Raw genomic sequence first — 22,227 nt, 5'->3', positions numbered from 1 at the left:
TTTATTGGTTTTCTAGGTAGTCTTTGAGGTTTTTATGTCTTTGCACAATTTCATAGTTAGGTGATGAAATGGCAATATAAGGTCGTGTGATATTGGCTTTCCGCTCTCTAAGCAAATCGGCAAATCCTCTAGCGCCGTTAATACTTTTTAAGCCATGCACCACTACAAAAGTAGTGTTATTGTTATAAATATCCTTGGAAACGCTAAGATCGAAATACCTAATTTGCGAGACCTCATCCTTCAAGGTCTTTATAAATGCGTCCACATCTTCAGCATTTGCGTTATCAAACTGATACAGGACATTAAATTTAGAGCCTATGGAGTCCGCTTTAAATTCCTTATCGGCTAAAGCAGGGATAACCTTTTTCATGATATCCTGAGCCCGCTTGCCTTCTTCAGAATTTGGATAATTCAAGGCAATATAATTGACACCCTCTTTATACGCCTCAAATCCGTGCAAACGTCCCATCGCCGATGCTTTTAAAATTTCAAACTTAGGCACAATGGGTTCGCCTTCAAATTCAAGAACGTACTTGTCACTCTGATCAATGACCTCTTGAAAGTTTTGTGCCTCATAACTGGCATAGGTACGCTCGTAAATACTTTCCGGACTGTTCTCGTCCTTGGACATTTCAGATTTTGGATTTAGAAGGATGGCGGCATACCTCGAATCTGGGTAATTCGTGATGATATCGCGCTTCATCTGTTCGGCAGCATTGGTTTCATCCAAACGACCGTATAGTTTGTATAAGTTGTATTTGGTAGGCAAAACCAGCCGATCTTCGGGCTCATTTGCCATTAATGTTTTGAGTTTATCTTTGGCAAGTCCGTATTCCTGAAACTTTTCCTTATAGATAACCCCCAATTGATAATAGGCGTAATTTCTATCTTTTATGATACTATCAATCACTTTCTGATCTGACGGAATTTTTGAAATATAAAACTCCGGATCGTAACGTTCTTCATCGGAAGCATCAACTATTAGATCATTTGTTTGAACGGTAAGTTCGTTGCTTCGTGTACTTGAAAGTCGCCAATTGTCCTGGAGGGATCGATCGCCCCAGATTTTTAGAAATTCATTTTTTCCGTAGGCTACAGTATTGGGATTATAAAAATAAAAGGTGGATTTTGCCCCTCCCGGTGGATTTGCGGCGCTGGTTGCAAAATTTCCAACACCTCTGTTGCTCGCCACATTATCTGCAGCAATGATGCCTGCATTGGCCTTGCGTTGGGCAAGTTCTTCCTGCTCTTTTAAAAGTTCAGCTTCCGCCTTCAATTTCTCGATATAGGTTTCAAAAACGGCAACTCTATCGGCATCAGATAAATTCACCAAATTCAAGATACTATCGTTTACTTGAGCTACACTTTCATAATAAATAACATCATCTAAATTCTCTCTTTTGCGCTTAATTGTTCGGTAAGGCTTGGAGTCAACCACCATATTGGTGAGTGTACTGTCATAATAAGCGCCAGCCGTTTTATATTCTGATTTGTCAAAGCTCATATCACCCAATGTAACGTAGTCAAGAGCTCGTAAGTGCTTATCGCCTGAAGACGCTCTCAACGATTTATTGTAGTATACCACTGCCAACGAATCCCGATCGGCCTGTTTATGGAATTCTGCAATACGGTAATAAATCTTGTCCAAAAAGGGTCTGTTCTCACGGTTTTCTTCGAGCTCGGTCAAATAGTCCTGAAATGCCAAAACATCGCCAGTTTCAAGGTCAAAGTTGGCCGCTTTTGCCAAATGTGCATTGATATAATAGGCTCGAGGTACTTTTCTGTGCAAATCAATCACCTTATCAAAAGCCATATTGGCACTGTCTTTATAGCCAAACTCATTATAAAGCTGACCTCTGATATAGTTGTAACGGGCCTTTTCCTTGTTTTTCTTGGTGTGGGCGGCAGCAATGGCCAATTGTGCCAAGGCGCTGTCCTTAGCTTCAATATTAATATAGGCTTGCGCCAAAGTAGCAGTGGCATCAGCTAAATCCTGATCCTCTAAATTTTCCAAGCGCAGCAAGCGTTTTAAGTTTTTGATGGCCAGCTCATTGTTTTCAAGACGCATATTGGTCTTTTCACGCCAAATTTTAGCTTCGTTAATTTTATCGCTGGCAGCGTATTTGTAAAGAATATAGTTAAAGGCTTCCACTGCAGGAATAAAACGTTGGTCGAAATAACGTGCTTTTCCAAGCAAGAGATAAGCTTCATCAATTTGAGGGTTCCGTTCTCTTCCTTTAATATTCATACCATGGGTCTGAACGGCCTTGATGGCTTTTTCTTCGGCGCGTTCAAAATCAGAGTTTTTGGATTGGCCCGGCAGCATAAAATCATCTGTGGTTTCCATACGTTCTACAGGAAGCAATTCCCAATAGTTATCCGTAAAAGCATCATCAACGGCCTCCCTTCCGTTTTCAAGGGCCATATTCCCATTGTAGAGAACGTTATATTTTGTGCCCATTGCATGAAAGTTTCTGTTAATGAAAGTATCCTTCTTGCGCGAGCAGCTTGAGACTATAAGTGCCGCGAAAAACAGAACCATTATGGATTTAAAAAGACTGTGCAACGTTGGTTGTATTTGGTTCATAAGATAACTAAAAACAGCTGCAAATATTATGCAATGCCGTAAAAATAAGCATCTTTTTGATTTATTGTGGAAAAATTAGTAGAGTTTTCGATATGCGTCGCTGGGGTGCTTCTCAGGTATTTCTCGCAGAGTCGCGGAATCGCAAAGGCTGAATATTATGTTGAGACCTGACAGGTTTTGAAAACCTCTCAGGTCTAAAAGCACCAAATTCCAATTTTACTCTTCGTGCCAAATAAATCAGTCAATATCAACTATAATCAACGCCATCTACGTTCTGTTTTTTACGATGTCACCCGCCTGAATAACAATGCAGGTCAGCGTTCTATTTCGCGTATAGGTGACGCTGATAAGACCTCAGGGGTTTTGGAAACCTGTGAGATCTTGTTTGTCCAAAGACAACCACTGCTATTCCCCCGCAAAATGCGCTTCCAATTCTTTCAACGTCGCGGCACTTGTGGCCAAATCTTTAATGATTTCTCCTTTTTCCAGAACGACAATACGGTCGCTTACCTCAGTAACATGCATGAGGTCATGACTTGATACCAATACTGTAACACCCTGTTGTCCTGCAAGATTTTTGATAATCTGTTTTAATCGGATTTGTGTTGTGGGGTCTAAATTTGCGAAAGGCTCATCAAGAATGATGACTTCCGGATTTCCGATCAAGGCGGCTATAATGCCTACCTTTTTCTGGTTGCCCTTACTCAAATCTCTCAGATATTTTTTTTGGTTCAATATTTCACCATGGAAAAAATCCTCAAACTGATTTAATAAAGCATCTACATCGGCTTTATTTTGACCACGTAATTCTCCAATAAAATAGAAATATTCTTCTGGAGTTAAATAGCCAATTAAAAATGTTTCGTCAATATAGGCCGAAGTAAAAGGCTTCCAATCTTCACTTTCATTGACTTGGATGTCCTTGCTTTTAATAAATCCGGTGGTAGGTTGGATCAGATCCAAAAGCAAGCTGAAAAACGTCGTTTTCCCTGCGCCATTATTACCTACCAATCCAAAGCTCTGACCTTTTGGAATGTCGAGGTTGTCAATGTTTAAAACCGGGCCTGCATTATATGTTTTTGATAGATTGGATACTGTTATCATAATTAGTTGTTTTGTTTGTAAGCGGCTAATGTTTTGTATTTTTCCGATTTATAGACCTTTTCTATAATGTTGAATACTTTATTCTTGAATAAAAATCCGGCTAATCCAGCAATGGCCACCAAAGCAAAACCGAAAGCTTCTCCAAGCGTAAAGTGTCCAACCGCATAAATGGCCATCGGCAATAACAATTTAGGAATGGTCAACAATAAGGTCTTCGCATTAAAGGCCTGTTTATCTCCAAAGGCTTTTTTACTTGTGGTCAGATCTATCGGGGTTTTGATATACGCACCGCCCCATAATACCAAATGGCTATTGACACCTATATTGTAAATGGCTCCAACCACAACCGCGGCATAAGCTTGCCATCCCCAGTACAGATAAAAAACTGAAATGACCGTTGAGACTATGGTGGCAATGACCATTAAATACCATTTTGAAGCGATATACTCTTTATAGCGAATGTTCTGACTCATCATCAAAGGGTAATAAGCACTGTCCCAACTTGGTACAAATTGTCCAAAAGTAAATAAGAACCCACCAGATATAAAAATCCCAGCAAAGACTCTCCAGAAGGGACCTTCATAGGCCTCAACAGAGCCAGTAAAAAAGAGCAGTCCATAAAATATAAACAGCACACTTATGAGCAAGGTCGTTTTTGAGCGCTTATTGCGTCTTAACAGTTTAATGTCATTTTTAAGGAACGTGGACATGCTTCCAAAACGATTCAACCATGTATAATCCTGAGTTTCTGCAATGTCATGCTTTATGGAAAGTCCAGCGTCCAAATACAGGTTGTTTTTAAAAAAAGTAAAGGCCATCCTATAAAACACCACTGCCAATACTACTGGAATAAAAGCCAAGTAGGGAATTGCGTAAAAGGAGTTAAAAATAGGATAGGTAAATTGGGTGATGTCAAAAATGCCGTAATACTGTAGCCCGATCATCGCTACAATTGAACCAATTACTGCGTAAAAAACCACATCTTTATTATTGACAAAGATATTGATGAAATTATTGCAATAAATCCACCCCAAAATTGCAAAACTCCAAGCCAACACCTGTAGAACAGGAAAACCTTCCATAATTAAGACAATCGAAAAAGGAATAAAGAAAAACGCATGCAGAATATTGAAAAACGAAATCATTGTCTTGCCAATTGCAAAATTGACAATCGCCTTTCTTTTAATAGGAAGATACATCAGGGGCTTGATGTTCATCACAGGCATTTTTTGAAGAAAATACCGAAACACCAAGTCAATTCCCATATAATAGATCAGTGCCTGGTTGACTACTTGGAAAGGTTCCATTTTAAATTGCTCCTCAATGATGAAATAAACCCCAAAGCCTAAGAGTAAAAATGAGGCAATCATCCATAGAGCGCCAAAAACCATCATTATTTTTAGGAAGAGATTGGTCTTAAAAGAAGCTGATCTTATAAAGGATTTCCACTCCAGACTAATAAAATATTTAATCATACTGTTCTAGTTGCGATTTAAACATTGGTAATATTAAAGCACTATTTGTTACAAACAAATTAAAAAAAGAAAAAAAAATCCGAAAATATTTATCTCCAAACCCACTCCACATCTCTTATTATTTTGTTAGAGAGGTGGCATTTATTATAAGCTTTCGTTACTTTTGAGGAAAATTTATGATATGTCACATTTTCACACCCTAACCATAAAAAATATTGAAAGGGTCACTTCCAAATCGGTAACCATCACCTTTGAAGTACCTCAAGACCTAAAAGAAGCTTACAAATTCAAAGCAGGCCAATATATTACCATAAAAGCGAACATTAATGGCACAGAAATAAGACGTGATTATTCCTTATGCTCTTCGCCCAAAAGCGGCGTTTTAAAAGTTGCGGTTAAAGAAGTTAAAGGTGGCACTTTTTCTGCATTCGTCAATAAGCAGTTGAAAGTTGGAGATCAGCTGGAAGTCGCTCCACCAAGAGGCCATTTTATTTTTGAACCCAATGACTCCAAAACCAAACACATTGCAGCCTTTGCAGCAGGAAGCGGTATTACCCCTATTTTAAGTATTGTTAAATGTGCTCTTGAAGAGGAAGTTTTGAGTAATGTGGTTTTGGTATATGGCAATAAGACTACGGATGATACTATGTTTTTAAGCGAACTATTGGAACTGCAACGTCAATACAGTGATCGTTTGGCCATCCAGTTCGTTTTTAGTCAAGCCCAAGAGGATGATTCTATTTTTGGACGCATCGAAAAAAGTACGGTCAACCTTATCTTGAAGCACAAACATAAAGACTTGAGTATTGATGCTTTTTATCTATGTGGCCCTGAAGCGATGATCCATACTGTAAAGGATGTCCTTGCTGAACATGACATACCGAAAGATCGTGTCTTTTTTGAGCTTTTTAAAGCTGCAAAACCTACGGAAAGAGATACTGTGACCCTTCCTGATGGACAGACCAAAATTTCCATAGTTCTGGACGATGACACGACAACATTTGAAATGTCACAAAAACAGACCATCCTTGAAGCCGCTCTTGATAACGATTTAGACGCACCATATTCATGCCAAGGCGGTATTTGCAGTAGTTGTTTGGCACGTGTCATTGAAGGTGAAGCGAAAATGCGCCAAAATAACATCTTGACTGATGGTGAAGTGGCCGAAGGCTTAATTTTAACCTGTCAGGCACATCCACTCACACCACATATCAAAATCGATTATGACGATATTTAAACAAACTCTTAATGCCAATAGCAAACAATACGGTTAACCCTTAAAAACAATTATTTCATCGAAAAAAACCAAGTAATTCTCTTAAAATTATGTTAAGAATTAGGAATGCTATATTTTTATTCTTGATTTGATTGTTATTATAAGGATTATCTATTAGCAAAAAATTAAATCTAATAACCCTGCTATCTAGTAGGGTTTTTTTATGAGGTTTTCAATCTTCTCTATGATATCCTTTGGATGGATAGTTCCCATGCAAGTTTCATATCCTTCAGGAAATTTATTGCCGTAAATGGAGGTGGGAATTTTAGGGAATTTTGAGCGATCGGCTAAAAGCGCATTATTTTCGTCCTGATGGAATGGGTAAAACCCCGCATACGGATGGGTGACGCCCCAAAGTGTCAAGACTTTTATGCCCATCATTGCAGCCATATGCGCATTGCCCGAGTCCATAGAAAGCATGATATCCAAATTTGAAATGACGTCCAACTCTTCATCAAGACTTAGCTTTCCAGCGATACTCGTGACATTTTCACCTTGAAGCGAATTCAAGTATTCAGCATCTTCCTTACCTCCAAACAGCAAGATTTTATAGTCTTTTGATAGCTCTTTAATTACTTCTTCCATCAATTGCAATGGATACATTTTGCTTTTATGGGCTGCAAATGGCGCAATTCCTATCCAACTTTTAGTATCCTTTCCTACAATTTCGAGTGTTTTGGAATTCAATTCGGCGCGATCAGGAAAAGTAGGTTCAGAGTCTTTAAGGGGAAATCCCAATTTTTCAAACACATCACAATAGCGTTGATGCGTGGTTTTGAGCTGTTCGAAAATCCTTCCATTAACTAAGGCCTTCTTTTCGGCCCTTCCTTTGTCTATTTGAACGGGCTTCAAATCTAACAAGAAGATTTTCAGAATATTGCTTCGGAGGACATTGTGCAAATCGGCTACGGCATCAATGCCTAAAATCCTCAATTCTTTAGAAAGTTCCAAAAGACCGAAAAACCCTTTATGTTTTCCTTTTAGATCTGGTTCAAATACCGATACATTTTCCAAATCACGAAAAAAGGGTTTAAAGAAGCCCCTAGTCAAGACGGTCAATTTAATTCCTGGATACTGTTCTGTGAATGCCCTTAAGACAGGAATGGTCATGGCAACATCTCCCATGGCAGAAAGACGGATGACGAGGATGTGTTTGGGTTTGGGTTTGGAATTAGACATTTTGCAAAAAATAAACCTGTCAGGTTTTAAAAACCTGACAGGTTATGTACGTTTTATTTTTGTCCGCGCAATACAGGATTTAATTCATCGTCATTGTACATTTTCATTTGCTTATACACTTTCATGTATTTATCACCATTTTTTATATCTGCAAGCAAATCGTCAATAGCCTTGCTCAAGTCCTTGCGCTGTTCCAAGAGCACATTAAGCTTAGTGGTGCAATTGAGCTTATGCGATGAAGAGGCATCAGGACGTTCAACTTCCTCATTCATGTGATATATTTTTAAGGCAAGAATGGACAACCTGTCGATAGCCCAAGCAGGACTTTCGGTATTGATCGTCGCATTTGGTTTAGGCTCAACATCATCATAAAGACTTAAAAAATAACTGTCAATATACTCCACCATATCCGTTCTGTCCTGATTGGACGCATCAATTTGACGTTTTAGTTTTAAGGCTTCCACAGGATCAATATTCGGATCTCTGATGATGTCTTCATAATGCCACTGTACGGTATCAATCCAACATTTTCTGTACAATAGGTGTTCTATCAAGTTCTTGTCCTCGTCATAAATATTTTTAAAGGTTTGGTCAACCGTATTCTTTATGTGGTAAGTATCGATGACTTTTTGAAAAATTTCATTGGCTTTTGCTGTAAACATAATCTGATGATTTTAAAACGTAAATATACTTCTAATTAATTAACTTTACCATTCAAATTAGAGTTTACGCCTTATGCATATTCACAACTTGACAGAGAAAAATTCCATTTTAAACACATTTATTTCAGAAATGAGGGATGTAAATATCCAAAAAGACCAGATGCGTTTCCGAAGAAATATTGAACGCATTGGAGAGGTTTTAGGTTACGAAATAAGCAAGGTGTTAAACTACAAACCCGCAGTAATTGAATCACCCTTAGGAACCTGCGAAATGAACATCATGGACAGTGATATTGTGCTTTGTTCCATTTTACGAGCCGGAGTGCCATTGCACAATGGGTTATTGAATTATTTTGACAATGCAGAAAACGCCTTTATCTCGGCGTACAGACACCACCACGAAAACCCGGATAGTTTTGAGATTGTTGTTGAGTATTCGGCATGTCCGAGCCTGGAAAACAAAACTCTTATTTTAGCCGATCCTATGTTAGCGACAGGCCAATCTCTCGTTGCCACTTTTGAAGCCTTAAAACCTTTTGGAAAACCCAAGGAAGTACATTTGGCGTGCGTTATCGGAGCGCAGGAGGGTATTGACTATATCAGCAATCATTTTAATAAAGACACGCATTTATGGATTGCAACCGTAGATCCTGATCTCAATGAAAAAGGCTATATCATTCCTGGGCTAGGCGATGCCGGCGATTTGGCATTTGGCCAGAAACTACAGAATTAGGTTCAATAATGAAGCAAATATCAAGACCATAATCAGGCCTTCCTTAAACCATCTTTCAGGGATAATTTCTAAATAATTAGACATGATAATTGACAATGGCGCCAATAAAAAGATAAATTCACTTCCATCTTTATAAGGCGACACCAAAATGATGATCAAGGCAATTAACGACGACATAATCACAATGACGAATGAGGGTCTATAGCTCTTTAGCTGCTGTTTTATACTTCTCATAAAATAAAAAGATGCCCAAGTGCCATAAGACAGAAGCAAGGTAGCAGCAATAATCATCCGTTTTGAGTTTAAGGATGTAAAATCAAAACTCACATCAAAAAAGCCATGGAGATAGGTCTCAATATCAATCCCCGTTACAATCATATAAGAGGCGGCTATTATTGCAACGCACAGAACACCAATGAGTGGAATAATCCAATTTTTGATATCAACAATAGAATGTAAAAGCAGAGCGACAAAAATCAAAATATAAAATAAGGACGCCCAGAAAAACAAGAGAGTTGCCAAACTGATCCAAAATGCCGCATCAAAAAGCTTTTTCTTGATTTCTTTTCTGGACCTTAAACTGATGATACGCCTCAATGCCAATAGGACGAACAAATTGGCGACAAGTAGTTTTGAGTTTCCTAAAGTTTCTGGTAAAACCGCAACAAACAGGCCAAACATCAAAATTTTATAACTGTTCCTTTTCGTAAGATTGTTTTTACTGACAAAGAAATCGAGAACAAAAAGTGATGCTAGGCACACCCCAAAAAGAAAAGCCTGTTTAAAAAAAACTTCAACAGAAAAAGTTTCGGTGAGTGTCGTCATTTTAGTTATAACAAAAACAACAAAAAGCATGGCGCTTACCACCAGAAGATGTATGGGTTTTGCTTTACTAAAAAAACTTGAAATCATTTAGAGCCGTGTTCTGTTTTTGTTACTAAGTCCTTACTCTCAAGGAAATAAAATTCATGGTCAATTTATTGAGTATTTCAAATAAAAATAACGTAATTTTGTGTTGTAAATATAATATTTATTATCATGACTGATTTTTGGAATGGCTTCGCAGCATTTTTTGACTTTTTACTAATTCCTTTCGAAGCTTTAAGAGAACTGGAGCTTAGCAATTGGTGGCTTGCAAACATTTTCTCTTGGATACTTATCCTCATTACGTTTGTGGCATTTGTGTACTGGATGCTCCAATTAAGAGAACATGACGCTAACAACGAAGAGGATAAGAGCATCTCATCCCATTCGTTTTTATAAATCGAAACCAATATCCCTACGGTAATACATCTTATCAAAATGTAGTTTTTCTATATTTTGATAAGATTTTTTTATGGCCTCTTGATACGTATCTCCAAAGGCGGTAATAGCCATAACACGACCTCCAGAAGTGATGACTTTATGATCCCTTAATATGGCTCCTGCGTGAAAAGGAATGACGTCTGTTAGATTTTCCAATCCAGTAATTTCTTTCCCTTTTTCATAACCCTCCGGATAGCCTCCAGAAACCAACATAACTGTTGTAGCCGCACGTGAATCAATTTCAAGTTCTATATTGTCCAAAGTTTGGTTGGCTATGGCTTGAAAAATTTCTACCAAATCATTTTTTAGTCTCGGCAAGACCACTTCAGTCTCCGGATCTCCCATCCGCACATTATATTCAATAACCTTTGGATCATCCCCCACTTTTATCAAACCGATAAAGATAAAGCCTTTATAGTGCAATCCATCCTTCTGAAGCCCTGAAACGGTGGGTTTAACAATGCGATCTTCTATCTTCTTCATAAAAGATGTTGTGGCAAAAGGGACTGGTGAAATTGCACCCATACCTCCAGTATTTAATCCTGTATCACCATCGCCAATGCGTTTATAATCTTTTGCTGTTGGCAAAATTTTGTAATTTTTGCCGTCGGTAAGGACAAAGCAACTCAGTTCAATCCCGTCCAAAAACTCTTCAATGACAACTTTGTTGCTCGCATTTCCAAATTTGGCATCCACCAACATACTCCTCAATTCTGCTTTGGCCTCATTGAGATCATTTAAGATCAACACACCTTTTCCTGCTGCCAAGCCATCCGCTTTTAGGACATAAGGCGGTTTCAACGTTTCCAAAAACTGATAGCCTGCTTCTAAAGAGGTGGCGTCAAAACTCTGATAAGCTGCGGTTGGAATATGATGACGGAATAAAAATTCTTTGGCAAACTCCTTACTGCCCTCCAATTGTGCAGCGGCTTTTTGTGGTCCAATAACGGCGACATGTTTCAAGTCTTCATCCTCCAAGAAGAAATCATGGATACCTTCTACCAAAGGATCTTCAGGTCCCACAACAACCATATCAATTTGATTTTCGAGAACCACTTTTTTTATGGCTTGAAAATCAGTGACTTTAAGATCAATGTTTTCAGCTATTTTAGCAGTACCAGAGTTACCTGGGGCAACGAATAGTTTTTGACATAATGGACTCTGTACAATTTTCCAAGCAAACGTATGTTCCCTTCCACCGGAACCGAGAATTAAAATGGTCATGTTAGTGTTGTTTGGTGCAAAAATATAGTTTATGCCCTGAAAACAATAATATTTTTGACGATAATCGAGAATATAAGTTAAAAGAATCAAGGCCACTTCACTATTAGAATCAACCTGCAAGCAGGGAATCAAAAGTTAAACCGATGAGTATTGAAAAATATAGATTTTGAGATTTAACCTCAGCCCGTATCATGATGTATTTCGAAACTTCCAAAAAATAAAAACGAAGGTTGCTATCCTCCTATGGTGCTCTTTATTCTGAAGATGCATTGCCTACAGACAATTTCTCAGAAGATATTTAAAACCCAAAAATTTTAATCGGAGAAAAACGGAATTAAATCTGGATCTTAAAGATTGATTTTAGATAAGAGTTTAATTAATTTCTTTACTTTACATTCTCATAAACAGTTATGCCATTGAATTTATTTGATCTTTCTTTAAAATTGAACGGATTTCCAATCAAGGAGGCTCGACCAGTGTTGAGAGCCATTCAAAACCTTGACGACGTTGGGTTTAAGAATTATATTGAAAATCAGAAAACACAGATTGTCAACCATCACCTCAACTTCAACCCCTTTTACCAATCGCTTTTTAATGACACCACCTTCTCAACCTGGGATACTGTTCCTATCATGACCAAAAGTGATTTGCAGCAACCTTTGGTCAATAGATTGTCGGACGGATTTTCATCAAAAACTGTATATATCAACAAAACCTCAGGATCTTCTGGTGACCCTTTTGTTTTTGCCAAGGATAAATTTTGTCACGCTCTCACTTGGGCGGTCATCCAGGATCGATTTGGATGGTTCAACCTCAATTTCAACAGCTCCAAACAGGCCCGGTTTTACGGAATTCCATTAGATAAAAAAGGCTACTATCAAGAGCGTTTTAAAGATACATTGAGCGGACGGTTTCGTTTTTCCGTTTATGACTTAAGTGATAATGCGCTTGAAAAGCATTTACAAAAGTTCAAAACCAGCAACTTCGATTATATCAACGGCTATACAAGTGCTATTGTCCAATTTGCAAAGTTTTTGGAGAAAAAAAACTTGATTCTAAAAACCGTTTGCCCTACTCTGAAAGCTTGTGTCGTAACTTCAGAAATGCTTTTTGAAGACGATAAACTGCTCATGGAAAAGCAATTTGGCATTCCAGTAGTGAATGAATATGGGGCCTCTGAATTGGATCTAATCGCTTTTCAAAACCCTAAGGATGAATGGATTGTTAACAGCGAGACGCTTTTTGTGGAAATTATAGACGACAATAATCAGGTTCTACCTTACGGCCAAGAAGGTCGTGTGGTCATCACCTCGTTATTCAATAAGGCCCATCCCTTTATTCGCTACGATATCGGCGATATTGGAATCCTCTCTAAAAATAGTACACTTAAAAAACCATTGCTCCAAAAATTAATTGGACGCACCAATGATATGGCCATCCTGCCAAGTGGGAAAAAAGCAGCTGGACTTACCTTCTACTATATCACTAAAAGTATTGTTGAAGATGATGGCAATGTCAAGGAGTTTATGATTGAACAACTGGATCTACAAACCTTCAAAATTATTTATGTCAGCGAGCAGGAATTGTCAGATAAACAAAAGAAAATTATAATTCAAGAAATAGAAAACTACCTTGAAAAAGGACTTAACATTATCTTTGAGCGTCAACCGTATTTAAAACGCTCTGAATCAGGTAAATTAAAACAATTTTCATCATTATTACATAACCTATGACCATAACCATTATAGCTGGAGCACGTCCAAATTTCATGAAAATAGCCCCTATTATTGAGGCTATCAAACAGAAACAATCAGAAGGTGTTCCGATTAATTATCAATTGATCCATACGGGTCAGCATTACGATAAAAACCTAAGTGATACCTTTTTTGAAGAACTGAATATTCCGTTTCCAGATATCAATTTGAATGTGCAAAGTGGCACACAAGCCGAACAGACCGGAGCGATTATGATTGGGTTCGAGAAGGTTTTGACAGAAAACCCAACAGATTTAGTCATGGTGGTTGGTGATGTCACCTCAACCATGGCCTGTACTATAGTCGCAAAAAAAGCAGGTATAAAAGTCGCACACGTGGAGGCAGGAATCCGTTCAGGCGATATGAATATGCCTGAAGAAATCAATAGAATTGTCACCGATAGCCTAACCGACTATTTTTTCACCACCACGCCTTTGGCTTCACAAACCCTCGAAGACCTTGGAGTGGATAAAAACCAAATTTATTTAGTAGGAAATGTGATGATTGATACCCTACGCAAAAATGAGAGCAGACTCCAACCACCTGAACTCTGGAAATTGTTGCAACTGCAGGAAAAAAAGTATATGGTCATGACTTTGCACAGGCCTAGCAACGTGGATGAGGAAGAACAACTCAAAGCCTTAATAACACAGTTGGCTCAATTAGCAAAGGACTATCCTATTATCTTTCCTGTTCATCCAAGAACCAAAAAGCTTTTGGAAGGTTTGAATCTAAATTTTGATAATCTGCATTATGTGGCCCCTTTGGGTTATTTGGAGTTCAATTATCTCGTTAAAAACGCTTTTGCCGTGCTTACGGATTCTGGAGGCATCACGGAAGAGACCACCGTCATGCATGTTCCCTGCATCACTTTAAGAGACAGCACTGAGCGACCGGAGACTTGCACTATAGGAACCAATGTATTGGTAGGAAATGACCCTGAAAAAATCACTCAGGCTTTCAAAAAATTATTTTCCGGGAATTGGAAAAAGGGTGAAATCCCAGAGTTATGGGATGGGTACGCTGCCCAACGCATCATCGATAATATCGTAGATATCTACAAATTGTGATGAAGGAGATTCTGATCATTACAAGTTATTTTCCTCCTGAAATTGGTGCTGCATCCAATCGGATCTTTCATTTGGCTGAAGGCCTGAACAATCGAAACTTTAAGGTTTCGGTCATCACACCATTGCCCAACTATCCGACAGGAAAAATTTTTAAATTCTACCGAGGTAAATTTACTCATAGCTCTGATGAAAAAGGGATTGCGATCCATCGCCTATGGATTTATGCCACCGTCTCAAAAAATAAGATTATCCGTTTATTTGCAATGGTATCCTACAGTTTTAGCCTCGTCTGGTATTTCCTTTTTCACAAAATTCCCAAAACTGTTATTGTTCAATCGCCGCCACTTTTGGTAGCATTTACATGCTGCACTTTTTTACGTTCAAAAAAACGACAATTGATTCTCAATGTCAGCGATTTGTGGCCCATTGCCGGACTAGAGTTAGGCGCTTTAAAAAAGAATTTCAGCTATCGGGTTTTAGAGCGGATTGAACGTTCTAATTATAAGAAGGCCAATTTAATTTTAGGTCAAAGCGAAGAAATACTGACTCATATAACAGACCTATTCCCAAAAAAGAAAACCTTGTTATATAGAAACTACCCTGATTTTGATTCTCCCGAGATCAGTACTTCGACCAAGAATGGATCTGATAAAATTAAAATGGTCTATGCTGGTTTATTGGGAATTGCCCAAGGAATTTTAAGGCTTTGTCAAGAACTCGACTATAAATATGTTGAATTCCATATTTATGGTTCCGGTGCAGAACAGGCCAGCATAGAAAACTACATCGAAGCCCACCCAGAGCTTCCCATTAGCTATCATGGGGAGGTTTCTCGAGAGGAGCTGCACAAATCACTTCTAAAATACGATTTAGGCATCATTCCATTGCTAAATCGGATTTATGGATCGGTACCCTCAAAAATATTTGAATACGCCAAATTAGGGCTTCCTATGCTGTATTTTGGTGGTGGTGAGGGTGAAGCTATCGTTACAGAACACCAACTTGGGTGGGTTGCAAAAGTTGGGGAGTATGACGATATAAATCGGACACTTTCTACGATCGAGAAAGCTAGTCTCAATGGGGCCTTTAAAGAAAGAATCAAATCCTCTGCGGCGCTGCATTTTGATTTTAAGAAACAGTTGGACAGTTTAGTGCTGCAACTTTAGTAAGCCTTCTCATCGCCTTTAATAGCGCTTATAAATGTTTTTATAATGATTCTAATATCTAATAATAAGGACCAGTTTTCAATGTAAAAAATATCATATTTAACGCGACCAATTATATCTTTATCGGTTTCAATTTCACCCCTGAACCCACTTATTTGTGCTAAGCCCGTAATCCCAGGTTTGACAAAGTGTCTTACCATAAATTTATCTATTCGCTCTGCGTACATACTTGTATGGCTTACCATATGCGGTCTTGGCCCCACCACGGACATATCGCCAAAAAGGACATTAAAGAATTGAGGCAGTTCATCAATACTAGTTTTTCTTAACAGCTTTCCCACTTTCGTTACACGTTGGTCATCTCTCGTGGCTTGATACAGATGGGCTTCGTTATTTGGCATCATCGACCTGAATTTATAGCAGTCAAACTCTTTATAATTGAATCCATTTCTAGACTGTTTAAAAAACACAGGACCTTTTGATTCCAACTTGATTAAAATGGCAATCAAAGGAGTGAGCCATGACAAGATGAAAACAATTACTAAACTTGAAAACAAAATATCGAAACCCCTTTTAATTATTTGATTTATGGAGTCTTCCAGGGGGATATTTCTTAAGGTGAGTATTGGGATATAATCATAATACTCATACTTTAGCTTTTTTGAATAAATATCCTTGTTGTCCGGTAAAAATTTCAATATTTTGAGGTTATTGTCGGCAAAATCAATAACATCCATGATTTGCCTATTTGTAAGTTCAGAAATAGAGCAATAGATCTCATCAATAGCATTTTCCTTGATATAATCAAAGCATAGTTTAAGATCGACATCTTTTTTGTCGCGGAAACTAAAGGTTTTTTTATGAATGTATCCATATTCAGGATTCGTATTAAAGAAGTTTTCTAAGGCCAAGGTTTTTTTATTGATACCCAATATGACCGTATTCCTGTAATTTCCGCCAAATGAAATTCGGTATTTTTGGAGTAAATAATACACCGCAAACTTAAAGATGGTGATCAAGATGAAAACAGCGAGCACATAATTAATTACCGTTTTAGGAGCAATATTGAATTCCTGGTGGTATCCGGAAAATGCAAAAATGATCAAGGTAAATAGAATCATCTGCCGCATTACCAAAGAAAAGATGGTTACCTCTCGTGTATATCTATACACTTCATAGAATTTTGAAGCTATGGAGAGAATTATCCAGGCCATAGACACCACCAATACGAAAAGGATCGGGTCAATATTTCTGAAAAAATAAAGAACCGCCAAACCATTGACCACACATAAATCAATTAAATATGAAATGGGCCTTAAGTATCCAGAATATCGACCTTGTTTAAAAGTACTCACATCATCGTTTTATATGGTTTGTAAAATCTTTATGTGCACTTTTATATAACTCCTCTTCCGAAAGACTTTTGAAATATTTATAGGTAATGGCCATACCTTCAGCTCTCCCAACTTTTGGCTCCCAGTCCAAAAGTTTTTTAGCTAAACTAATGTCTGGCTGGCGTTGCATCGGATCATCAATTGGTAGATCTTTATAAACCACCTTTTGGTTGGTATTGGTGAGTTTTATAATTTCTTCAGCGAAATCCTTAATCGAAATTTCATGAGGATTGCCAATATTTACAGGATATGCATAATCACTGAAAAGCAGTCTATATATACCTTCTATCTGATCATCAACATAACAAAATGATCGCGTTTGCGAACCGTCGCCAAAAATCGTTAAATCTTCCCCTCTTAGCGCTTGACCCATAAATGCAGGAATAACACGGCCGTCGTTAAGGCGCATTCGCGGCCCATAGGTGTTAAAAATCCGGACAATACGGGTCTCAAGGCCATGAAACCTGTGGTAGGCCATGGTAATGGACTCTTGAAAGCGTTTGGCTTCATCATAAACACCACGAGGACCAATGGTATTGACATTGCCATAGTAATCTTCTGATTGTGGATGCACCAATGGATCTCCATAAACCTCAGAAGTTGATGCAATGAGCAATCTGGCATTTTTTGCTTTCGCCAAACCCAACAAATTGTGGGTGCCTAAGGAGCCCACTTTTAAAGTTTGAATAGGAATTTTTAAGTAATCGATAGGACTAGCAGGGGATGCAAAGTGAAGAATATAATGGATGTCTTCCTTAATATCAATATGTTCCGTGACGTCGTGCTCTATAAACTTAAACTGTGGATGATGCTCTAAGTGTTTTAAATTGGATGGGCTACCAGTGATAAAGTTATCCATTCCAGTTACATGGAACCCCTCCTTAATAAAACGATCACATAAATGTGACCCCAAAAATCCTGCAGCTCCTGTAATTAATACCTTTTTTAACATTAAGTAATTTATTATATTAAAAATTAACAACAAGTCGTTGATTGCTTTATCTATAATTTTGATAAGAATAAGGCAAAAATACAATTTGTTGTTTTATAAGTTGTTTTAACTTATAAATAGTTGCTATTAAAAGTATTATTCCTGATTTAAAACGAAGGCTCGATATTTTTTATATTCTATGCTCACTTTATAAACACAGATAACGTTTAGGCCGCTAATATTGTTTTAACTCCACACAATATATTTCACTTCCTTATCTGCTGTTTATTATATTATTACTTTCTGAATTGGATTTCCTATTGAATTAATTTCCATTTTTTTATGGTTTTATCTATACTACTTGAATAAAACTCATTGTTTTTATAGTTTACTATTTTAAGAATACTTCTTTTATGATAATTTAATTGATCCAAAATGGACATAGTCTCAACATTGATCACTAAAATTTTTCCTTTAAAAGTTCCGCAGATGAGTTGGTCTTTTTGGTATTGGATGCTATTCAAAATAAAATCAGTGCTAAGGTCTAATTTTGAAATAAAACCATTCTCAAAAGAGAATTTTACAATTTCTCCTTCTTTGGTTGTAAAAACAATATACTTATCGAATATAGTAAAATCCGTAATCATTTTTTCATAAGCAAGCAGAATGGTATTTTCTTTGGTTGCAAAATTGTATTTAAAAATCTCACCTAAGTCGGTTGCATAATACAAATATCCATCTTTAAAGGCCATGCTTCTTGCAATAGAACTCAGTGTGATATTGTGTGAAATTTCGTAATCAGGTTTTTTTTCATAATTGACTACAATTATCTTTTTATCGCTCAAGCTTAAAATGGCATAATTTAAATCTGGGATTATTATAGCATCTAAACTTCGGCCTTCGGTGTAATAATACACATCTTTTACTTCCTTGAATGATTTATTATAAAATCGCAAGCTAGAAACAGGTCGCGAAAACTCATTTGAAACCGTAATTATTTGATTGTTTTTCGAATCATCATAAATCTCCAAACCATATCCCCCTATAAAATAAGTCTGTACAGTTCTATTTTTTTCTAGGTAGTTAAAATAGGATACATCTCTTTTTTCTATTAAGAAAATTGAATCCTTTTTTATGAAAAAATCCCGTACAGAAAAATTATTTCTTAATAATGTCTCTTGGGCTTGCGAACCCATAGATATTAAAATAAATAAAAATGCATGTTTAATTGGTTTCATTTTGAACAGCAACTAAGAAATAATTATAAAATACAGTAACGAATACAATTCCATGATGTCTATCCAATATATTTTCGATATAAAATATTGTTAATATAATGACACTAAACCCGAGAACACTTTTAACCGTTTCTTTAGGTGTGGTCGTATTAAACGCCATTATTAAGTTTAAAATATAAAGGGTTAATATTATAGAACCAATAATGCCATATTTGAGCAAAATCGACAAATATTGGTTATGACTATTTAAATCACTGTCCATTAAATCATACCTTCCATTCAAATAATGCTTCTCGTTTAAAAGATCCTTTTCCTGCATTTTTAAATTCCCAAATAAAAGATTTTCTTTTATAGAGTTTATTGATTGGCCCCATATCTCCAATCTAAAATCCATAGCATTTTTATAACTCGTATTTAGTTTTTGATTAAATAGAATAATACTTAGGGTCAAGGCTGAAACAATGAACAAATAAACGATAGCATTTTTCTTTGAAAAGGAAACCACAAGATATCCGCCCACTAAAAGTGCATAAATGACGATGGACACTTTGCTTTTCAAAATAAATATCAATAGAAAAACCAAGGAAAACACAACCAAATAAGATATGCTCTTTAGATAATGGTTTTTCTTGGTTTTGGTAAAAAAACGTTCAAGTAAAAAATTGACAAAAAACAAAAGATACATACACAAATAGGTGTGATGAATGTCTATGATATTTTGAAAGGCATCTCTATCAAAATTTATTCTTAAAATGAAGGACACCACCAATACATAGAGGCAAGCAACAATTAAGCCACTAAAAAATGCATAGCTTAGAATAATGTTTTGGTTTTTTTCCCTTAATATAAATGGCACCAAAATCAATAACACCCACGGAGAAAATTCATTTCCAAAAATAGCAATAAGGTAATGTAAATCGTTTTGTATTAGGCAGTTCAGTAAAACATATACTAAAAACAATGCCCCTATAGCACTAGAAACCCGTAACGACTTTGCTACAAAAAACTTTTGCTTTAAAAAGAGTACTTGAATTAGTTTAAGGGCTAGACCTACTATCAAAGCAAATGTGCTTAAATTGATAGAAAGTGGTAGAAAAAATAAACTTGTTGCAATTGCTAAAAAGGAAAAATCTTTTTCTAAATAAATGGACTTTAAAATAGAGATTTTAGGTGTTAAGTTAATCATTAGGTTGCTTCTTAAAATATTTCAACTTATAAACCTCAATTAAAAAGAGAGGTGTCGAATAAATATATCTTTTTGTTAATCTCCAAGCTGTAAAGCTTCTGTATAACCATTCCAGTTTTAAATTTATCACCCACTCCGGAGCCCGTTTCTTGGTTTCGGCAATAAAATCGAACACCGCCCCAATTGAACATATAATTTTGGAGTTTATTTGGTCTTTATGATTGTGAACCCATTTCTCCTGCTTTGGAGCAGTCATCCCCATAAATAAAATATCAGGAGCAAACTCATTTACCTTATTGAGCATATCTCGATTATCGGATTCTGAAAAAACATCCTTAAATGGCGGGGAATAGAAACCGAAAGTAATATTAGTATGATTCTTTGAAAGTTTGTTTTTAATCAGTTTTAAAGTAGATTCGCTTGCTCCAAGATAAAAGCATTTGAGTGTTTTATCATTAGCTACTTTTAGCAAATAGCTGTGTATATCTGCTCCTGCTATTTTTTTTATTTTTTTGCCCATCAGGGTACGTGCCATTAAGACAATGCCTTCTCCGTCGGGAAGTAGAATATCTGATTCTAAAAGGGCATTTTTAAATACATCATCAGATTTGGCGACTATATAAGAGTGGGCATTGATGGTATTAATGATTGTTTGCTCATTGTTAATGAAGATAGTATTAATATCATCGTTAAAGATATGGTAATTATTTAAACAGACTGTGTTCAAAACTTTAATGCATTAAATTAAACAATGATTAAATAAAGTCATTCTTGACTTCATTAAGAGCTTTTTCATAGATGTCCTCAAAAAATCCGAGTTGCTTATCTGGGGAATATAATTCTAAATAGGTCTGAAAGGCATTATTTCTCATTTTCTCCTTTTTTAAATCAGAATAATCAAACCAAATTTTTATCTGTCTTTTTAGGTCCTCAACATCACCTATTTTAAAATGAATTCCATTGATTCCATTAGTTACTATTTCTGATGGCCCTCCAATATTAGTTGTTATAACGGCACAATGGTTAGAAAATGATTCTATAATCGTCAAACCAAAGGTTTCTAAACAAATGGAAGGATTTATTAAAGCACTAGCGCTTCTTAATTCAAAAAAGATATCCTCTCTTGACATTGAGCTTATATAACTGATATTTTTATGTTCAAAAATATTCTTTTCAATCATTTCTCTCATTGGGCCATCCCCTATGATTTTTAAATTGTAGGGAAGATGTTTAAACGCTTGGACTAATAGGTGAATTCCTTTTTCTTCTGAAAGTCGGCCGACATAGATAAAATCATTTCCCTTTTCGATCATTTCATTGTTTTTGGAGGGAAACACAAAATGGGGTTTAATAAAAAAACGATCATGGGTTATGCCTAATTTAGAGCCTTTATAGAGTTTTGCCATTGAGGGGGTTAAACATATAAAACAATTAATTTTATCCCAAGTTTTAATTTTTTTATGACTCCAAACTATGAAAGCCAACCAAAAGGTAAGGATTCTTGAGTTTCTATAAACTTTATTATTAATAGCATTCCAAGGAAAGTTTTGTTCTAAGCTATTTAAAAATAAATTGTTTTTGTTTATTAAGGTTGCTGAAGGACATAACAATCTGTAATTATGTAGGGTACACACCAATGGGACACCCATTTTCTTTATGGTTCTGATTATTATAGGACCTGTTGAGAAATGCCAATTGTGTAAATGGACTATGTCGGGTTTAAATGCTTTAATTTTTGCTTTAACAATTTTTGCTTTTTTAATATTCCAAATAGAGGAAGCAAACAGAAGGGCCCCTTTAAAACCAACATGATTTTTAAATATCAATGAGTCAACAGTATATTTTTCATCAAGAATTTTAATCTCTTGGTCAACAACGCTATCCTCCCCTCCAAAATGATGATATCGTGTATGAATAATTAAGATTCTCATTTACTTGATAAA

The 22,227-nt window shown here is 36.4% G+C and carries 19 protein-coding genes; 6 read left to right on the top strand and 13 right to left on the bottom strand.

Annotated elements, in window-relative coordinates; translation table 11 throughout:
* Position 1: 1 nt before the first annotated feature.
* From porW to G6N06_RS06005, 3 genes are all read right to left on the bottom strand, one after another.
* Positions 2-2,542: a type IX secretion system periplasmic lipoprotein PorW/SprE gene (gene porW, locus G6N06_RS06015; RefSeq protein ID WP_163515281.1), complete on the bottom strand. Its 2,541-nt coding sequence runs from the start codon at positions 2,540-2,542 to the stop codon at positions 2-4.
* 450 nt (positions 2,543-2,992) lie between these two features.
* Positions 2,993-3,691, bottom strand: a complete 699-nt coding sequence (locus G6N06_RS06010) for an ABC transporter ATP-binding protein (protein WP_163515163.1) — start codon at positions 3,689-3,691, stop codon at positions 2,993-2,995.
* 2 nt (positions 3,692-3,693) lie between these two features.
* Positions 3,694-5,166 carry a DUF5687 family protein gene (locus tag G6N06_RS06005; RefSeq protein WP_163515162.1) on the bottom strand — a complete coding sequence of 491 codons (1,473 nt, stop codon included), beginning with the start codon at positions 5,164-5,166 and terminating at the stop codon, positions 3,694-3,696.
* Between the two features lie 181 nt (positions 5,167-5,347).
* On the opposite strand from G6N06_RS06005, the gene G6N06_RS06000 reads away from it, so the two are divergent.
* The gene (locus tag G6N06_RS06000; protein WP_163515161.1) at positions 5,348-6,403 is read left to right on the top strand and encodes a ferredoxin--NADP reductase; all 1,056 of its coding nucleotides are present in this window, start codon (positions 5,348-5,350) and stop codon (positions 6,401-6,403) included.
* 186 nt (positions 6,404-6,589) lie between these two features.
* Here the strand turns inward: G6N06_RS06000 and G6N06_RS05995 are convergent, their stop codons facing one another.
* Together G6N06_RS05995 and G6N06_RS05990 are read right to left on the bottom strand one after the other, a co-directional pair.
* The gene (locus G6N06_RS05995) at positions 6,590-7,621 is read right to left on the bottom strand and encodes a glycosyltransferase family 9 protein (protein ID WP_240337986.1); all 1,032 of its coding nucleotides are present in this window, start codon (positions 7,619-7,621) and stop codon (positions 6,590-6,592) included.
* A gap of 53 nt (positions 7,622-7,674) precedes the next feature.
* Positions 7,675-8,283 carry a DUF4254 domain-containing protein gene (locus tag G6N06_RS05990; RefSeq protein ID WP_163515160.1) on the bottom strand — a complete coding sequence of 203 codons (609 nt, stop codon included), beginning with the start codon at positions 8,281-8,283 and terminating at the stop codon, positions 7,675-7,677.
* A 73-nt stretch (positions 8,284-8,356) separates the two neighbouring features.
* Here G6N06_RS05990 and upp point away from each other — a divergent pair, with 73 nt between their 5' ends.
* Entirely contained in the window at positions 8,357-9,016 is a 660-nt protein-coding gene (gene upp / locus G6N06_RS05985) for a uracil phosphoribosyltransferase (protein WP_163515159.1), read from the top strand.
* On the opposite strand, the gene G6N06_RS05980 is transcribed toward upp, so the two are convergent.
* The gene (locus G6N06_RS05980; RefSeq protein ID WP_163515158.1) at positions 9,005-9,928 is read right to left on the bottom strand and encodes a DUF6427 family protein; all 924 of its coding nucleotides are present in this window, start codon (positions 9,926-9,928) and stop codon (positions 9,005-9,007) included. The two genes, upp and G6N06_RS05980, sit on opposite strands and share 12 nt — an antisense overlap.
* Before the next feature lie 126 nt (positions 9,929-10,054).
* On the opposite strand from G6N06_RS05980, the gene G6N06_RS05975 reads away from it, so the two are divergent.
* A complete protein-coding gene (locus G6N06_RS05975; RefSeq protein ID WP_163515157.1) occupies positions 10,055-10,279 on the top strand; it encodes a DUF6341 family protein in 225 nt (74 codons plus the stop codon).
* Here the strand turns inward: G6N06_RS05975 and purD are convergent.
* Positions 10,274-11,545 carry a phosphoribosylamine--glycine ligase gene (purD, locus tag G6N06_RS05970; protein WP_163515156.1) on the bottom strand — a complete coding sequence of 424 codons (1,272 nt, stop codon included), beginning with the start codon at positions 11,543-11,545 and terminating at the stop codon, positions 10,274-10,276. The genes G6N06_RS05975 and purD overlap by 6 nt on opposite strands.
* 416 nt (positions 11,546-11,961) lie before the next feature.
* Between purD and G6N06_RS05965 the strand changes: the two genes are divergently transcribed.
* Genes G6N06_RS05965 through G6N06_RS05955 form a run of 3 tightly spaced genes read left to right on the top strand, consistent with a single transcriptional unit; the run spans position 11,962 to position 15,535 of the window.
* Positions 11,962-13,278: a phenylacetate--CoA ligase family protein gene (locus G6N06_RS05965; RefSeq protein WP_163515279.1), complete on the top strand. Its 1,317-nt coding sequence runs from the start codon at positions 11,962-11,964 to the stop codon at positions 13,276-13,278.
* Positions 13,275-14,369 (top strand): non-hydrolyzing UDP-N-acetylglucosamine 2-epimerase, encoded by a 1,095-nt coding sequence (gene wecB, locus G6N06_RS05960; RefSeq protein WP_163515155.1) that lies wholly within the window; start codon positions 13,275-13,277, stop codon positions 14,367-14,369. The genes G6N06_RS05965 and wecB overlap by 4 nt, the downstream gene beginning before the upstream one ends.
* Complete coding sequence (locus G6N06_RS05955) at positions 14,369-15,535, top strand: glycosyltransferase family 4 protein (protein WP_163515278.1); 1,167 nt, start codon at positions 14,369-14,371, stop codon at positions 15,533-15,535. Before wecB ends, G6N06_RS05955 begins: the two co-directional genes overlap by 1 nt.
* On the opposite strand, the gene G6N06_RS05950 is transcribed toward G6N06_RS05955, so the two are convergent.
* The 6 genes from G6N06_RS05950 to G6N06_RS05925 form a co-directional block, all read right to left on the bottom strand.
* Positions 15,532-16,890, bottom strand: coding sequence for an exopolysaccharide biosynthesis polyprenyl glycosylphosphotransferase (locus G6N06_RS05950; RefSeq protein ID WP_163515154.1), 1,359 nt, complete (start codon positions 16,888-16,890; stop codon positions 15,532-15,534). The genes G6N06_RS05955 and G6N06_RS05950 overlap by 4 nt on opposite strands.
* A gap of 1 nt (position 16,891) precedes the next feature.
* Positions 16,892-17,881: a UDP-glucuronic acid decarboxylase family protein gene (locus G6N06_RS05945; RefSeq protein WP_163515153.1), complete on the bottom strand. Its 990-nt coding sequence runs from the start codon at positions 17,879-17,881 to the stop codon at positions 16,892-16,894.
* A 296-nt stretch (positions 17,882-18,177) separates the two neighbouring features.
* A complete protein-coding gene (locus G6N06_RS05940) occupies positions 18,178-19,098 on the bottom strand; it encodes a WD40 repeat domain-containing protein (RefSeq protein ID WP_163515152.1) in 921 nt (306 codons plus the stop codon).
* Entirely contained in the window at positions 19,085-20,284 is a 1,200-nt protein-coding gene (locus G6N06_RS05935) for an O-antigen ligase family protein (RefSeq protein ID WP_163515151.1), read from the bottom strand. The genes G6N06_RS05940 and G6N06_RS05935 overlap by 14 nt, the downstream gene beginning before the upstream one ends.
* A complete protein-coding gene (locus G6N06_RS05930) occupies positions 20,277-21,011 on the bottom strand; it encodes a WecB/TagA/CpsF family glycosyltransferase (RefSeq protein WP_240337985.1) in 735 nt (244 codons plus the stop codon). The genes G6N06_RS05935 and G6N06_RS05930 overlap by 8 nt, the downstream gene beginning before the upstream one ends.
* 28 nt (positions 21,012-21,039) lie before the next feature.
* Positions 21,040-22,215 carry a glycosyltransferase family 4 protein gene (locus tag G6N06_RS05925; RefSeq protein ID WP_163515150.1) on the bottom strand — a complete coding sequence of 392 codons (1,176 nt, stop codon included), beginning with the start codon at positions 22,213-22,215 and terminating at the stop codon, positions 21,040-21,042.
* Between the last annotated feature and the right edge of the window lie 12 nt (positions 22,216-22,227).

This window comes from Gelidibacter japonicus (assembly GCF_010725055.1).
GTDB classification, from domain to species: Bacteria; Bacteroidota; Bacteroidia; order Flavobacteriales; family Flavobacteriaceae; genus Gelidibacter; species Gelidibacter japonicus.
The sequence above is the reverse complement of the archived record's forward strand: the minus strand, read 5'-3'. Positions and strand labels throughout refer to the sequence as shown.